The 16,134-nt window shown below is 29.9% G+C and carries 15 protein-coding genes; 7 read left to right on the top strand and 8 right to left on the bottom strand.

Annotated features, from left to right (window positions below):
• Window positions 1–4 precede the first annotated feature (4 nt).
• From MHN29_RS14650 to MHN29_RS14625, 6 genes are all read right to left on the bottom strand, one after another.
• Entirely contained in the window at window positions 5–925 is a 921-nt protein-coding gene (locus MHN29_RS14650) for a UDP-3-O-(3-hydroxymyristoyl)glucosamine N-acyltransferase (protein ID WP_235275296.1), read from the bottom strand.
• Between the two features lie 33 nt (window positions 926–958).
• Window positions 959–1,525, bottom strand: a complete 567-nt coding sequence (efp, locus tag MHN29_RS14645; RefSeq protein ID WP_150898574.1) for an elongation factor P — start codon at window positions 1,523–1,525, stop codon at window positions 959–961.
• Between the two features lie 70 nt (window positions 1,526–1,595).
• Window positions 1,596–2,381, bottom strand: coding sequence for an acyl-ACP--UDP-N-acetylglucosamine O-acyltransferase (lpxA, locus tag MHN29_RS14640; RefSeq protein ID WP_235275295.1), 786 nt, complete (start codon window positions 2,379–2,381; stop codon window positions 1,596–1,598).
• Window position 2,382: 1 nt separating this feature from the next.
• A complete protein-coding gene (locus MHN29_RS14635) occupies window positions 2,383–3,774 on the bottom strand; it encodes a bifunctional UDP-3-O-[3-hydroxymyristoyl] N-acetylglucosamine deacetylase/3-hydroxyacyl-ACP dehydratase (protein ID WP_235275294.1) in 1,392 nt (463 codons plus the stop codon).
• The gene (lpxD, locus tag MHN29_RS14630) at window positions 3,767–4,807 is read right to left on the bottom strand and encodes a UDP-3-O-(3-hydroxymyristoyl)glucosamine N-acyltransferase (RefSeq protein WP_235275293.1); all 1,041 of its coding nucleotides are present in this window, start codon (window positions 4,805–4,807) and stop codon (window positions 3,767–3,769) included. Before lpxD ends, MHN29_RS14635 begins: the two co-directional genes overlap by 8 nt.
• Before the next feature lie 60 nt (window positions 4,808–4,867).
• Window positions 4,868–6,100 carry an HD domain-containing protein gene (locus MHN29_RS14625; RefSeq protein WP_235275292.1) on the bottom strand — a complete coding sequence of 411 codons (1,233 nt, stop codon included), beginning with the start codon at window positions 6,098–6,100 and terminating at the stop codon, window positions 4,868–4,870.
• Window positions 6,101–6,249: 149 nt separating this feature from the next.
• On the opposite strand from MHN29_RS14625, the gene MHN29_RS14620 reads away from it, so the two are divergent.
• The 4 genes from MHN29_RS14620 to MHN29_RS14605 are packed head-to-tail and all read left to right on the top strand — an operon-like array spanning window position 6,250 to window position 10,014.
• Window positions 6,250–7,797, top strand: a complete 1,548-nt coding sequence (locus tag MHN29_RS14620) for a bifunctional response regulator/alkaline phosphatase family protein (RefSeq protein WP_235275291.1) — start codon at window positions 6,250–6,252, stop codon at window positions 7,795–7,797.
• The gene (locus MHN29_RS14615) at window positions 7,797–8,360 is read left to right on the top strand and encodes a DUF1287 domain-containing protein (RefSeq protein WP_235275290.1); all 564 of its coding nucleotides are present in this window, start codon (window positions 7,797–7,799) and stop codon (window positions 8,358–8,360) included. Before MHN29_RS14620 ends, MHN29_RS14615 begins: the two co-directional genes overlap by 1 nt.
• 39 nt (window positions 8,361–8,399) lie before the next feature.
• On the top strand, window positions 8,400–8,804 hold the full coding sequence (gene tsaE / locus MHN29_RS14610; protein ID WP_235275289.1) for a tRNA (adenosine(37)-N6)-threonylcarbamoyltransferase complex ATPase subunit type 1 TsaE: 405 nt from the start codon (window positions 8,400–8,402) through the stop codon (window positions 8,802–8,804).
• A 13-nt stretch (window positions 8,805–8,817) separates the two neighbouring features.
• Entirely contained in the window at window positions 8,818–10,014 is a 1,197-nt protein-coding gene (locus tag MHN29_RS14605) for an alanine dehydrogenase (protein WP_235275288.1), read from the top strand.
• On the opposite strand, the gene MHN29_RS18375 is transcribed toward MHN29_RS14605, so the two are convergent.
• Window positions 10,009–11,514 (bottom strand): ATP-binding protein, encoded by a 1,506-nt coding sequence (locus MHN29_RS18375; RefSeq protein ID WP_235275287.1) that lies wholly within the window; start codon window positions 11,512–11,514, stop codon window positions 10,009–10,011. The genes MHN29_RS14605 and MHN29_RS18375 overlap by 6 nt on opposite strands.
• Window positions 11,477–12,223, bottom strand: a complete 747-nt coding sequence (locus MHN29_RS14595; RefSeq protein WP_235275286.1) for a response regulator transcription factor — start codon at window positions 12,221–12,223, stop codon at window positions 11,477–11,479. Before MHN29_RS14595 ends, MHN29_RS18375 begins: the two co-directional genes overlap by 38 nt.
• 156 nt (window positions 12,224–12,379) lie before the next feature.
• Here MHN29_RS14595 and MHN29_RS14590 point away from each other — a divergent pair, with 156 nt between their 5' ends.
• The 3 genes from MHN29_RS14590 to MHN29_RS14580 are packed head-to-tail and all read left to right on the top strand — an operon-like array spanning window position 12,380 to window position 16,133.
• The gene (locus tag MHN29_RS14590) at window positions 12,380–14,014 is read left to right on the top strand and encodes an AMP-binding protein (RefSeq protein WP_235275285.1); all 1,635 of its coding nucleotides are present in this window, start codon (window positions 12,380–12,382) and stop codon (window positions 14,012–14,014) included.
• Window positions 14,015–14,019: 5 nt separating this feature from the next.
• Window positions 14,020–15,333, top strand: coding sequence for a hypothetical protein (locus MHN29_RS14585; protein WP_235275284.1), 1,314 nt, complete (start codon window positions 14,020–14,022; stop codon window positions 15,331–15,333).
• Window positions 15,334–15,359: 26 nt separating this feature from the next.
• Window positions 15,360–16,133, top strand: a complete 774-nt coding sequence (locus MHN29_RS14580; RefSeq protein WP_235275283.1) for an enoyl-CoA hydratase-related protein — start codon at window positions 15,360–15,362, stop codon at window positions 16,131–16,133.
• Window position 16,134 lies beyond the last annotated feature (1 nt).

Raw genomic sequence — 16,134 nt, 5'->3', positions numbered from 1 at the left:
TACGTTACTTTTTATTTGGTTTTGTTGCGTTTTTTAAATAGATAACTTCACGCATAGTTTGACGGTATTCTCTTTGCGGTGTTCCATAATAAGTTCCTTTCTTTAAAGACTTTGAAACTCCTGTTTGCGCCATTAATACTGTTCCTTTCTCTATAGTTAACCCACTAATTATTCCTACTTGCCCCCAGATAGTTACTTCATCTTCTATTACTGTACAACCTGCAATACCTGTTTGAGCTGCTATCAAACATTTTTCACCTATAACTGTGTCATGCCCAACATGTACTTGATTATCAATCTTAGTTCCTTTACCTATAGTCGTATCACCAGTTACTCCTCTATCTATTGTACAAGAAGCTCCTAAATCTACATTATCTTTTATTACAACTCTACCTCCAGAAATTAATTTATCAAATCCTTCTGGTCTATTTTTATAATAAAAAGCATCTCCTCCTAATACTGTATTGGCATGAATTGTTACATTATCTCCTATTACACAATCATTGTTAATTACTACATTAGCATGAATTAAACAATTTTTACCAATAGTAACATTCTCCCCAACAAATACATTAGGTTGAATTATTGTTTCTGCTCCTATTATAGCTGAATCTGCAATACTTTTGTGAGAAGCTATAAATGGATTATAATGTTTTGTAATTTTATTAAAATCACGAAATGGGTCGTCTGAAATTAATAATGATTTACCCTCTGGACAATCTACTTTCTTATTGATTAAAATAGTAGTTGCTGCAGAGTTTAATGCTTTGTCGTAGTATTTAGGATGATCTACAAAAACTATATCTCCTTTTTCAACTACATGAATTTCATTTATTCCTTTTACAGGAAAATCTTTATCACCAACAAATTCTACATTTAACAATGTAGCTATTTGTTCTAACGTTTGTATTTGCTTAAATTTCATAGAAAAGAAATTCCCGCTAATGCGGGAATTGTTTTATTCTTTGATACGCTCTTGATACGTACCTTTTGTTGTTTCTATCTTAATTTTATCTCCTTCATTAATAAATAAAGGTACATTTACTCGTGCTCCAGTTTCAACAGTTGCAGGCTTTGTTGCATTTGTTGCTGTATTACCTTTAACTCCTGGTTCTGTATGAGTAACCTCTAATATTACACTTGCTGGCATTTCAACAGCTAAAGGCATTTCATCTTCTGAATTAATTATAATAGTTACAATTTCTCCTTCTTTCATTAATTCTGGCGCATCTAAAGCACTTTTTTCTAATGAAATTTGAGAATAATCAACTTGATTCATGAAGTGAAATGTTTCTCCTTCATTATATAAATATTGAAACTTATGTGTTTCAACTCTAACAGCATCTATCTTTCTTCCTGAAGGAAATGTATTTTCAATTACTTTTCCGTTAGTTACACTTTTTAACTTAGTTCTTACAAACGCTGGACCTTTTCCTGGTTTTACATGTAAAAATTCAACAACTTTATATATATCGCTGTTGTACCTCATACATAGTCCGTTTTTAATATCTGATGTTGTAGCCATTCTATTTATGTTTGTTTTATAAATTGTTCTAATGACAAAGTAAGTCTTTAAACAATCTTATTTTTTTATTCTAATTTGTTTTAAAATATCCTTTCATAATTCCTCTATGAGAATCTTTTATGAATTGGACTATTTCATCTCTTTCAGATGTAGCTTCCATTTCAGCTTCAATAATAGCTATTGCTTGAGTGTTATTGAAATTTTTCTGGAACAATATTCTGAATATATCTTGAATTTCTCTAATTTTTTCGGTTGTAAAACCTCTTCTTCTTAATCCTACTGAATTAATTCCTACATATGATAAAGGTTCTCTTGCTGCTTTTACATATGGAGGTACATCTTTACGTACTAATGATCCTCCTGTTACAAAAGCGTGATTTCCAACCGATGCAAATTGATGTACCGCTACCATACCTGCCAAAACAACATTGTCTCCAATATTAACGTGACCTGCCAAAGTAGTATTATTTGAAAAAATACAGTTATTTCCAACAAAACAATCATGCGCAATATGACAATAAGCCATAATTAAACAGTTGTCTCCAACTACTGTTTTCATTCTATCAGTAGTACCTCTGTTTATTGTAACACATTCACGAATAGTTACGTTATCACCTATTTCTACTGTCGTTTCCTCATCGTTATACTTTAAATCTTGAGGTATAGCTGATATAACTGCTCCAGGAAAAATTCTACAATTTTTTCCTATACGGGCTCCTTCCATAATTGTTACGTTAGAACCAATCCATGTTCCTGAGCCAATTTCTACATTAGCATGAATTGTTGTAAAAGGTTCTATAACTACATTTCTAGCAATTTTTGCTTGGGGATGTACGTATGCTAGTGGTTGATTCATACTATTTTACTTTTGATATTTGCGCCATTAATTCTGCTTCTGCTACTATCTTTCCATTCGCATATGTATATGCTTGCATATGACAAATACCTCTTCTTATTGGAGTAATTAATTCTGCTTTAAAAATTAAGGTATCTCCTGGTAATACTTTTTGTTTGAATTTAACATTATCCATTTTCATGAAATAAGTTAAATAATTTTCTGGATCTGGTACTGTATTTAATACTAACACCCCACCACACTGAGCCATTGCTTCTACTTGTAAAACTCCTGGCATTACTGGTGCTCCTGGAAAATGTCCAACAAAGAAATCTTCATTCATTGTTACATTTTTCATTCCCACAACATGCCTGTCTGATAGCTCTAAAATTCTATCAATTAATAAGAATGGTGGACGATGTGGTAAAATATCCATAATTTTATGGATATCCATTAATGGCTCTTCATTTAAATTAAATGTTGGCACATTGTTACGTTTCTCTTTCTTAATAATTTTCGCTAATTTCTTAGCAAATAAGGTATTTACTAAATGCCCTGGCTTATTAGCAATTACTTTACCTCTAATACGAGTACCTACTAAAGCTAAATCACCAATTACATCTAATAATTTATGACGAGCAGCTTCATTAGCCCAATGCAATTCTAAATTGTCTAGAATTCCATTTGATTTTATTTTTATATCGTCCTTTTTAAAAGCCTTCTTTAATTTTTCTGTTGTACTCTCTGATAATTCTTTATCAACATATACAATAGCATTATTTAAATCTCCACCTTTAATCAAGTCATTTTCTAACAACATTTCAATTTCATGTAAGAAACTAAAAGTTCTTGCTGCTGAAATATTTTCTTTGAAATCAGAAATTCTATCTAAAGTAGCATTTTGAGTTCCTAAAATCTTAGTTCCAAAATCTACCATAGTAGTTACTTGATACTCATCTGAAGGCATTAAAATAATTTCGCTTCCAGTAGACTCATCTTTATATGATATAATTTCTTTTACAACATACTCTTCAATTTCAGCATCTTGTTCTACAATACCAGCTTCTTCTAATGCTTCAATAAAAAACTTAGAAGAACCATCCATAATTGGAGGTTCTGATGCATTGATTTCGATAATTAAATTATCAATATCTAAACCTACTGCTGCCGCTAAAACATGCTCAGAGGTTTGAATTTGCACTCCGTTTTTCTCAAGATTTGTACCTCTTTGAGTATTTGTTACATAATCAGCTTTTGCTTCAATGATTGGTTGTCCTTCTAAATCAACACGCTTAAAAGCAAATCCATTATTTACTGGTGCTGGTTTAAACACCATTGTAACTTCATTACCTGTATGTAATCCTACACCAGATAATGTAACTTCATTTTGTATTGTTTTTTGTTGTTTACTCATTTTTTATTTTTTGAGCATTGAACTCTTTTTCAATTTTATCTATTGTCGATGCTAGTTTCGGTAACTTTTTAAAATACACATAGGATTTGTTATAATCTGAATATCCAAAGGCTGGTGTACCTTGCACTACATCTCCATCCTTTAAATTCCTACCTATTCCTGACTGTGCTTGAATTTTCACATTATTACCTATAGAAATATGACCTACAATACCTACTTGCCCACCAATCATACAGTTCTCTCCTATTTTGGTTGACCCTGCAATACCTGATTGGGAAGCTATAACGGTATTTTTCCCTATTTCTACATTGTGTGCTACTTGAATTTGATTATCAAGTTTTACACCTTTTCTTATAATTGTTGATCCTAATGTAGCTCTATCTATTGTAGAGTTTGATCCTATATCTACATTATCTTCAATAATAACATTTCCTATTTGAGGAATCGCTTTATATTCTCCATTCTCATCTGGAGCAAAACCAAATCCATCAGCTCCAATAACACTACCTGAATGTATTTTACAATTCTTTCCTATTTGTGTTTCAGAGTAAATCTTAACTCCTGCAAAAATAACAGTGTTATCTCCTATTATAGAGTTATCACCTATATATGAGTTTGGAAAAACCTTTACATTCTCTCCTAATACTACATTATTCCCAATGTAGGAATAAGCTCCTATATATTCGTTCGTCCCTATTTTAGCCGAATCAGCTATAAAATGAGGATTCTCTCTTCCTTGTTTATTATTTTTTGCCTCGTTATAAAACTCTAATAATTTTGAAAAAGATTGATAAGCATCATCAACTTTAATTAATGTTGTCTCAATCTCTTTTTCTGGTTCAAAACTCTTATTAACTATTGCTACAGAAGCATTAGTTGTATATATATATGAATTATACTTAGGGTTTGACAAAAAAGTTAAAGACCCCTCTGAGCCCTCTTCTATTTTAGAAAGTTTATCTACTTCTATATTAGGATCCCCTACAATCTCACCTTCTAATATATCAGCTATTTGTTTTGCTTTAAATTTCATTATCTGCAAAAGTAATTATTTTTGTTCAAATACATATCCTTTGTCCTTTTATGATTTTTTTTAAATCATTTTTTTAGGATAACACAAGTAATGTTTTATTACTGGTTTTGTTAATGCTTTCAAGTTCAATTGATCTGATGCCTTAGCTATATCTATTAACTCACCTGTTTTTGCATAAATTTTAATAGGCTTATCAGTATTATATGCTTGATGCTTAACTTTACTAGAAATTACAAAATAGTTTATATTTTCTTTTGTTACATGATCATTTTTCAAAACCTTGTTAAAAATATCCTCTTCATATTCCTCTTTAAAAGGTTTTCCTTGAATTTCAATTTTTAAAAGATTTCGATGAATAATCATTTTTGCTAAAAAAGATAATACGTAATCTTCATGGTTTACCCATTCTTTAATAGCTGCCATGACATCATAATCATCCAACTCTGAGAATATATTCAATGTATCGTTAGTAAAATTCTCTTCTGTTATTTTTGTATATAAAAAGTATTTAAAAGCTTTACTAGCTGGTAATTCAACACCTTTCATTGCTAACTCTTTAGCTCTTTTTAAAACATTTACCAACGTATTTTCTGCGACTAAGCCTGTTTTATGTAAGTAGACTTGCCAGTACATTAAACGTCTTGCTATGATAAATTTTTCTACAGAATATATTCCTTTTTGCTCTATCACCAATTCATCATTCACAACGTTCATCATTGTTATTAAACGATCTGATGAAATATTCCCTTCAGCTACTCCTGTATAAAAACTATCTCTCTTTAAATAATCTAAACGGTCTATATCTAATTGACTCGAAATTAATTGATATAAAAACTCCCGATCATATTTTCCTTCAAAAATTTGAATTGCTAAACTTAATTGTCCATCAAACTCCTTATTTAACGCTTTCATAAATTTTAAAGAAATTTCTTCATGCGTTATTCCATTAACAATACTATGCTCTAAAGCGTGAGAAAAAGCTCCATGACCTATATCATGTAGTAAAATAGCTATGTACAATGCATTTGCTTCTTCATCAGATATTTTTACTCCTTTTGTTCTAAGGATACGTACAGCTTTTTGCATTAAATGCATACAACCAATTGCATGATGAAAACGAGTGTGATTTGCTCCAGGATAGACTAAATTGGATAATCCCATTTGGGTAACTCTTCTTAAACGCTGGAAATATGGATGTTCTATAATGTCAAAGATTAATGAATTGGGTATGGATATAAATCCATAAATCGGGTCATTTATAATCTTTAACTTGTTCGTTTTTTGGTTATTCAAAATATGTAAATACTTCTATTTAAAACAAAAGAATCATAATTTATTAACAAAAGCAAATTAACAAAAGCTTTATTAACGTATTTTTAGCTTTTTGAAATACAACAAAAGATCATTTAAACGTTATTTTTAGTGTAACACACAAAAAATTTATGAGAAACATAGACATACTTTGGGTTGATGATGAAATCGATTTATTAAAACCACATATATTATTTTTAGAAAAGAAGAATTACTCTGTTACTACATCTACCAATGGTGCTGACGCCATAGATTTAGTTGATGAGCAAAATTTTGATATTGTTTTTTTAGACGAAAATATGCCTGGTATTACCGGACTTGAAACTTTATCGGCTATCAAGCAAAAAAATGCTAATCTTCCAGTAGTTATGATTACAAAGAGTGAGGAAGAATACATTATGGAAGAAGCTATTGGTTCTAAAATTGCTGATTATTTGATTAAACCAGTTAATCCAAATCAAATATTATTAAGCTTAAAGAAAAACCTAGATCATTCGCGTTTAGTTTCTGAAAAAACAACATCTAATTACCAGCAAGAGTTTAGAAAAATCTCTATGGATTTAGCTATGGTAAATTCTTATGAAGAATGGAGTGAGTTATATAAAAAACTTGTTCATTGGGAGCTAGAATTAGAAAATATTAACGATACTGGAATGTTGGAGATTTTAGAATCTCAAAAATCTGAAGCTAATTCACAATTTTTTAAATTCATTAAAAAAAATTATCAAAGCTGGCTAACTAGTGATGATAAACCTACTTTTTCTCACACTTTATTTAAAGATTATATAGTTCCTAATTTATCAAAAGATCAAGGTGTTTTGTTAGTTGTAATTGACAATTTACGTTATGATCAATATAGAGTTCTTGAACCTTTTATTAATAATTATTTTAAGAAAGAAGAAGAACATTCTTATTACAGTATTTTACCTACTGCTACTCAATATGCTCGTAATGCTATATTTTCTGGATTAATGCCTTCTGAAATGGAAAAAAGACATCCTGAATATTGGAAAAACGATACAGATGAAGGTGGTAAAAACCTATTTGAAGCTAATTTTTTAGATGCTCAAATAAAACGTTTAAGTTTAGATATTAAGCACGAATACTATAAAATTGTTTCCTTAAAAAGTGGTAAAGATTTAGCGGATAATTACAATAGCACCAAACAAAATGATTTAACTGTAGTTGTATATAATTTTGTTGACATGCTTTCACATGCTAAAACCGAAATGGAGGTTATTAAAGAGTTAGCTGGTGACGATAAAGCTTACAGATCTTTAACTGTTAGTTGGTTTAAAAACTCACCACTATACGACATTATTCAGAAGGCTCAAAAACTTGGTCAGAAGCTTATTATCACTACTGATCACGGTACTATTAACTCTAAAAACCCATCGAAGGTAATTGGTGATAAGAATATCAGTTCTAACCTACGTTACAAAACTGGTAAAAGTTTGAGTTATGAAGATAAAGATGTGTTTGCGATTAAAAATCCAAAAGATATTTTTCTACCAAGTGTAGCTATAAATAGTCCTTTTATTTTTGCTAAAGAAGATTTGTTTTTTGCTTATCCTAACAATTACAATCACTTTGTTAAATATTACAAGAACACATACCAACACGGAGGAATATCTTTAGAAGAAGTAATCATACCTTGTTCAATTTACAATCCTAAATAATGAGATTATTACTTCTTTTTGTTCTTTTCTCTCAGGTTTTATTCGCTCAAGAAGATAAATTAAGTTCTGCTGGTTTAGAATTAACAAAACAAAAGGTTATTTATGATCCTAGCTATTTTTCAATAGATTACCCTAATGGAGACGTACCAGCAGATAAAGGTGTTTGTACTGATGTTGTGATTAGAGCATATAGAAAACTAGGAATAGACTTACAAAAAGAAGTACATAATGATATGAAAAGTAACTTTTCTTTATATCCTAAAATTTGGGGATTAAAATATACCGATAAAAATATAGATCACAGAAGAGTTCCAAACTTAATGACCTTTTTTAAAAGAAAAGGAACTGTAAAAACTATATCAAAAAAAGTTGAGGATTATATTCCTGGTGATATAGTTTGCTGGAATCTTCACGGAGGGATTACACATATAGGAATTGTTGTTGATAAAAAATCAAAAGATAAAAAACGATATATGATTGTTCATAATATAGGTAATGGTCAAGTACTTGAAGATTGTCTTTTTGATTTTAAAATCATTGGACACTACAGATACAAAAACTAAATTTTCTTAACATTTTTTTGTTCTTTATTTTTGCGCATTATGAATAAAAACTATTCTTTAAACGAATTAACTAAAATAGCCGAAGAAGTTGTAAAAAGCGCTAAAAACAAAGTGCTTTTATTTTACGGCGACATGGGAGTTGGTAAAACAACTTTAATTAAAGAAATATGTAAAGTTTTAGGTGTTGACGATATAGCCCACTCACCTACTTTTTCTTTAGTAAATGAATACCAAACTGAAAACAGCGACATTGTTTATCATTTTGATTTCTATCGTATAGAAGACGAAGAAGAAGCTTATGATATGGGAATTGAAGACTATTTATATAGTAATAACTGGTGTTTAATAGAATGGCCAGAAAACGTTAAAAATTTATTACCTTTAGATGCCGTTGCCATAAAAATTACACTTTTAGAAAACGGTCAACGTAATATTCAACTATAAACCAACTAATTCAATGGGGTACATCTCACCTTTTACAAAAGAACAATTAATGCCACAACCTGAAATGCTTGAAATTAAAAAGCAGAAGGGTGAATTATTCATAGGGCTACCTAAAGAAACACATTTTGAAGAAAAACGTATTAGTTTAACTCCCGATGCTGTATCTGCTTTAGTTGCTCATGGTCATAGAATTGTTGTTGAAACTGGTGCTGGTGAAGGAGCTAATTATAGCGACAAAGAATATTCTGATGCAGGAGCAAAAATTTCATATGATATTAAAGAAGTTTTTGGTTGCAATATTGTTTTAAAGGTTGAACCACCATCTTTAGATGAAATAAAGATGTTAACCCCTCAAGCTGTTTTAATTTCAGCATTACAGCTTAAAACTCAAAATAAAAAATACTTTCAAGCTTTAGCAAAAAAGCGCATTACAGCTATTGCTTTTGATTATATAAAAGATGAACATGGGGTTTATCCTATTGTAAAATCATTAAGTGAAATAGCAGGTATTGCCTCAATGCATATTGCAGCAGAGTTAATGACTACCTCAAACGGCGGTAATGGTTTATTATTGGGAAATATTGGTGGAGTTCCTCCTAGTGAAGTAGTTATATTAGGAGCTGGAACTGTAGGTGAATTTGCTGCTCGTTCTGCTATTGGATTAGGCGCACGAGTAAAGGTTTTTGACAACTCAATAACTAAACTTCGTAAATTACAACACTGTATACAATCTCCTATTTATACTTCTACTGTACAACCAAAAACATTAGCCAAAGCTTTAATGCGTTGCGATGTTGCTATTGGAGCCATTAGAGGTAAAGATAGATCTCCAGTGATAGTAACAGAAGGAATGATTGAACAAATGAAAGAAGGAGCTGTTATTGTTGATGTAAGTATAGATCGTGGAGGATGTTTTGAAACATCAAAGGTCACTACACATAGTAAACCTGCTTTCACAGAACACGGTGTTATTCATTATTGTGTTCCAAATATCCCTTCAAGATATGCTAGAACCGCTTCTGTTTCTATTAGTAATATTTTCACTCCTTACCTATTAGATATTGCGGAAGAAGGTGGTTTTGAAAATGCAGCTCGTTTTGATAATAGTTTAAGGAACGGTATGTATTTCTATCACGGAATATTAACTAATAAAACAGTAGCCGATTGGTTTGATTTACCTTTTAGCGATATTAATCTATTAATTTTATAATAGTTTATTATTGGTGCATTTATAGGGTAATGTAAATTCAAAACAAGTACCTTTATTTTTATTATTAGTAATTCTCAGCTCTGTTTGATGCAATTCTAGTATCTTTTTTACAATTGATAATCCTAAACCTATTCCTTTATTTTTATCATTAGTATTAAGCTGTGTATAACTTTTTAATATATATTCTTGTTCAATTTTACATATTCCTTCGCCTGTATCTATAATTTTTAATATTACAAACTCTTCATTTTTATCTAAAAGTTCTATACTAATTTCTCCATGATTGGGTGTAAACTTAATAGCATTTTCAATAATATTTTGAATAGCTCTTTCTATTAATAATTTATCTGCGTATACATCTACTATATTATTTTTTATAACTACTGAAAGTGTTATTTTTTTAGTAGTTGAAATAAGTTCATATCTTTTTTGCAACTCAAAAACTAGGTCTATAACACTGAAAAAACTTTTTTTAGCTGTTACTTTTTTTGCCTCAAACTTAGTATACTCAAAAAGTTCATTTATCATATTTCCTAAATGACTAGCACTATTTTCTATAATAGACATAAAAAGAAATCGATCTTTTATAGTTATATTCTCTTTTATTTTCAAAGTTTCTATATAACCTTTTATAGCAGTTAAAGGAGTTCTTAAATCATGAGCTACATCTGCTATAAACTCCTTTCTAAATTGATTTACTTCTGTTATATGCTGAATATTGTTTGCTATTGTCTCGGCCATACTATTATAAGTTAAAGCTAGCGTAGATAAATCAGAACTTGCTGCATTTGGGATTCTACTAGACAAATCTCCTTCTTTAAACTTATTTACATAATATATAATTGTACGTAAATTCCCTGTTAAAAACCAAATACTTATCCACCCTACTACTATAGCAAACAACATAGTTATTAAAGTAGATCCTATACTTAAATCAAAAAAAAACTTAGTAAGTAGTTGCTCACAAATTTGTTGATACTTTTGACTTGCTAATATTATATAGATATAACCAGCTTGACCATCTTTTTCAAAATAAGCCGCTGAAAAAATCTTTTTATTAGTTTCATCTCTCGGATCATCTCCTAAAACATAAGATTGATTATTCTTAATAAACTCTTTAATAGGTTTTAAATCTACAGATTTAATATTTTTATCATTTTCATTATGCTCTAAAACAACAGAATAAAGTATACCTCCTTCTTCATTTAATAAATACACTTCAATAGCTCTATTCACTGCCATCATATCGTGCATCAAATCGTTAAATAGACTTTTATTTACCGCTCCGTTTTCTAAAAATGGAGAATCATTTTTAAATTTTTCTTCAACTAAATGAGTAGCTACATTAGCATTTAACTGTTGAGTTGTTTGACTATAAAATTGTTTTAAAAGAAAAAAAGTAGTGTAAATATAAACTCCTCCGATAATTAATATAATTACAAAAAAAGCACACTTAATTTTCTTAATTAACTTGTTTGAAACTGTTCTGTATAAATTCACCTTTCAAAGATTTTAGTTCTTCATTAAACTTATAACCAACTCCCCAAGAAGTTAGTATAAATTTAGGTGCTTCAGTATTTGTTTCAATTTTACTCCTTAATCTATTTATATGTGAATTTACAGTATGTCTATAACCATCAAAATCATAGCCCCATATTAAATCTAATAAAGTGTCTCTACTAAAAACTTTACCTGGTGTAGAAGCCATTAAAACTAACAATTCAAACTCTTTAGGTGAAAGATTAACATTTTCAGAGTTAATTATTACTTTTCGTTTTTCAATATCTATAAACAACTCTTCAAATTGTAATTTATCATGAATATTATGCTTTTTAGAATTTAAAACCACTGTATCTCTTCTAATAACGGCAGCTACCCTAGCAAGCAATTCTCTTACACTAAAAGGTTTTGTTATATAATCATCAGCACCTAGCTCTAAGCCTAAAACTTTGTCTATTTCATTGCCTCTAGCAGTTAACATGATTATAGGAGTTTGCTTGTGTTTTCTAATAACTTTACAAATCTCTATACCATTTAGACTAGGAAGTGTTAAGTCTAAAATAATTAAGGAAAAATCTTCTTCTAAAGCCTTATTTAAACCTTCTAAACCATCTAAACAAGTAGTTACACTATAATGACTATCTAGTAAATTATACTCTATTAATTTGGCTATAGCAACATCATCTTCAATAATAAGTATTTTTTTCATCTTACAGAATTTCGGGGGTTCGTTAGCTAACATAAAGAAATATACTGTGATTTAAAAATGATTTTTATGTGATACTTATGTGATAACATTCAAAGTTATTTACATCATTAAAACAAAGCTGCAGCGTAAAATCAATATTAATTTAATTAAATCACCATGAAAAAAACAGCCTCAAATGATGATATTCTATACGAAAGAAAGATAGAAATTGGTAAAAAGAAAATACATTATCTAAAACCATCAATACAAAAAAGTACAATTGGTAATTTATCTCTTAAAGATCAAGAAAAGTTTATTGAATACGGTATTGCACCATTAGTTCCTCCGAAACACAAAAACATTTTAGAAGCCTTTGAATACTGGGTTTCAAAAACACCAAAAGCTAATGCCGCAATTCATTTAAACAAAGTAATTACTTACAAAGAGTTAGATAATCAAGCCACTATTTTAGCTCTTTTATTAAAACAAAAAGGAATTTCTTCTGGAGACAGCATTGGCTTGTACATGCATCGCTCTTTAGACATGCTAATAGGTATAATTGCTTGCTTAAAACTTGGAGCAATCTATGTTCCGCAAGATCCTAGAATAGTTCCTAAAAACATGCTTAATTCCATATACAAATTAAGTAATGCATCAATAATAATCTCGCATTCAAATTATCAAAATCAAGATTTATTTGAAAATGAAAACGAAGTTGTGTTTACAGATAATGAGTTATCTAAAGATATTTACAAACACTTATATGGAAATGTAAAACTGATTAATCAAAAAGGAAACACACCTAATTCCACATGCTTTATTTTATTCACTTCTGGAACAACAGGTGTTCCAAACGGTGTTCAAGTTACTCATAAAAATTTATGCAACATTTTATATACTTCACCAGGAAATCTCAACATAAAATCAGGAACTAAAGTAGCTCAAATACTCAATATTTCTTTTGATATGGCTGCTTGGGAAATTCTTGGTTGTTTAGGAAATGGAGGAACCTTATTGATTAGAGGTAAAAGCATACAAGAAACTGCTGAAAAAGCTAATGTAATTATTGCTACACCAACCATACTTACTACTATAGATGTAAATAAATGTAAGTTGGTAGAAACTGTTGCAGTAGCAGGAGAACCTTGTCCTGAAATTCTAGCTAATAAATGGGCCAACGTTTGTGATTTTTACAATTCATGTGGCCCTACTGAAACCACTATTGTAAACACCATGAAAAGATGTGATCTAAAAAATAAAGAGCTATCTATTGGTAAACCTACTCCAAACAACACTGTATATGTTTTAAACGAAAAGAAAGAACCATGTGAGATTGGTGAAGTAGGAATTATGTGGGCTGGTGGTAATTGTGTTACCAAAGGCTATATAAACAATGACGAGTTAAACAAGAAACGCTATGCCTATGATCCTTTTTTAAACAACGGAGATCAAATGTTTAATACTGGTGATCTTGGTAAATGGAATTCAGAAGGAGAACTTATCCATTATGGAAGAGTTGATGATCAAGTAAAAATCAAGGGATTTAGGGTTGAGCTAGATGCTATTTCAAAAATAATTGAACGAAATCCAAATGTAAAAAGAGCTGTAACTCTAAAGCATCAAAACTTTCTTGTTTCTTTTATTAGTGGATCTTTTAAAAATAGAACAGAGGTTTTAGAATTATTGAAAAAGAATATTTCTAAAGAACTCCCCTATTATTATTTACCTAGTGAATTCATTTTTATGGAAGAACTTCCAAAAACATCCCGTGGTAAAATAAATAAGGCTGAATTAAAAGATTTTTTAAACTAATTAAGATGGAAACAATAGTATTACCTCCTAAAAAAGGATTTTTATATCGTTTAGGAAAACATCCATGGCTCATACCTTATCATAGGCTATTTATCTTAATTACTTTGATAAACGCTTTTGTAATGATAAAAGCATTTACAACATGGAATTGGTTCTCTTTAAACAATATTCAACTTGATAAAATAGCTGAAGTTATTTTATATAATTTTTCTCTAGCTATATTAATAAGACAACAATATATTATTAATATACTCTTTAAAATAGCTACAGGTGTGCCTAAAAGCTGGCCTTTGTTTATTAGAAGAATATGTGCTAAAGTTTATCATTTTGGTGGATTACATAGCTCTAGTGCCACTATGGGAACCTTATGGTATGTTATTTTTGTTGTTAGTTTATACTATAATTTCATACATAAACTTCATAACGTTAACCTTTCTATTATTTTAGTTACTTCATTAATATTGATATTGTTAATCGGTATTGTAATAACTGCTTTACCTAAAATGAGAGCTAAATACCATAATCAATTTGAAATAGCACATAGATTAGGTGGATGGACAGTTTTATTTCTTTTCTGGGTTCAAATGATTTTGTTTTTAAACATGCAACATTCATTAGAAACTATTGCACAAAGCTCAAACTTTTGGATACTAGTAACGCTAACAATAAGTGTTATACTTCCATGGCTTCGTTTGAAAAAAGTAGAGATTGACATTGTAAAGCCATCAAATCATGTTGCACTAGCTTCTTTTAATTATGGTGTAACTCCATTTGCTGGATCATCTACCGCTTTAAGTAGAAATCCTTTATTAGAATGGCATTCTTTTGCTAATGTCCCTTCACCACAAAAAGAAGGCTTTCGTTTAACAATTTCAAGAGCTGGAGATTGGACAGGTAATTTTATTAATGATAAACCTGAAAAAATATGGGTAAAAGGTATACCAACTGCTGGTGTAGGAAATGTAGACAAGATATTTAATAAAGTTATTTGGGTTGCTACTGGTAGTGGAATTGGTCCATGTATTCCTCATCTTCTATTAAACGAAACTCCATCTTTATTAATATGGGCTACTAGAAACCCAGAGAAAACATATGGTGAAGACCTTGTAAATGAAATTAAAGCGGTTCAACCAAATGCTATTATCTGGGATACTGATGCCAATGGCAAACCCGATTTAGTTAAACTAGCTTACAAAGCTTACAAAAATTTTAAAGCAGAAGCAGTAATCTGCATATCTAATCAAAAGTTAACTCAAAAAGTGGTGCATAATATGGAATACTTAGGAATTCCAGCATATGGTGCTATTTGGGATTCTTAAACAATTAATCTAAAATTTTTAAAAACATGAATGTACTATTTAAACAAATAGACAGGGTTCTTATTGCCCAATTAAATCGTCCTAAAGCTTTAAATGCTTTGAATTCTGAGATTATGCATGAGCTTTTAATTGGATTAGAAAAATATGATTTAGATCCCAAAATAGGTTGTATTGTACTTACTGGTAACAAAGACTTTTTTTGTGCTGGTGCAGATATTAAAGAAATGAATAAAATGAATGCTTCTCAAATGATAGAAGAAGATTATTTTAACCATTGGGAACGATTTACTAAACTAAAAACTCCAATAATTGCCGCTGTTTCTGGTCATGCTTTTGGAGGTGGTTGTGAACTCGCTATGATGTCTGACATCTTATACGCTTCAACCAATGCTGTATTTGGACAACCAGAAATAAAACTTGGAGTAATTCCTGGAATTGGCGGTACACAGCGACTTACTAAGCTTATAGGTAAAGCTAAAGCTATGGAAATCATTCTCACAGGTAGAGATATAACAGCAACAGAAGCTAATGCAATTGGTTTGGTTTCACAGCTATTTCATGAAGAGAATTTTATGGAATCTGTGATGAATAAAGCTCATAACATTTCAAATTATTCAAAAACAGCTTTAAAAATAGCTAAAGAAGCAATAAATCAATCATTAGAAACTGGACTTACTTCGGGGATTGTTTTTGAACGAAAATTATTCCATTCACTATTCAACACTAATGATCAACAAGAAGGAATGAATGCTTTTATAGAAAAGCGAATTCCACAATTTAATACTCCTCATAAAAACTAAT

It is taken from the genome of Tenacibaculum sp. Cn5-46, from assembly GCF_022347705.1.
GTDB lineage: Bacteria > Bacteroidota > Bacteroidia > Flavobacteriales > Flavobacteriaceae > Polaribacter > Polaribacter aiptasiae.
The sequence above is the reverse complement of the archived record's forward strand: the minus strand, read 5'-3'. Positions and strand labels throughout refer to the sequence as shown.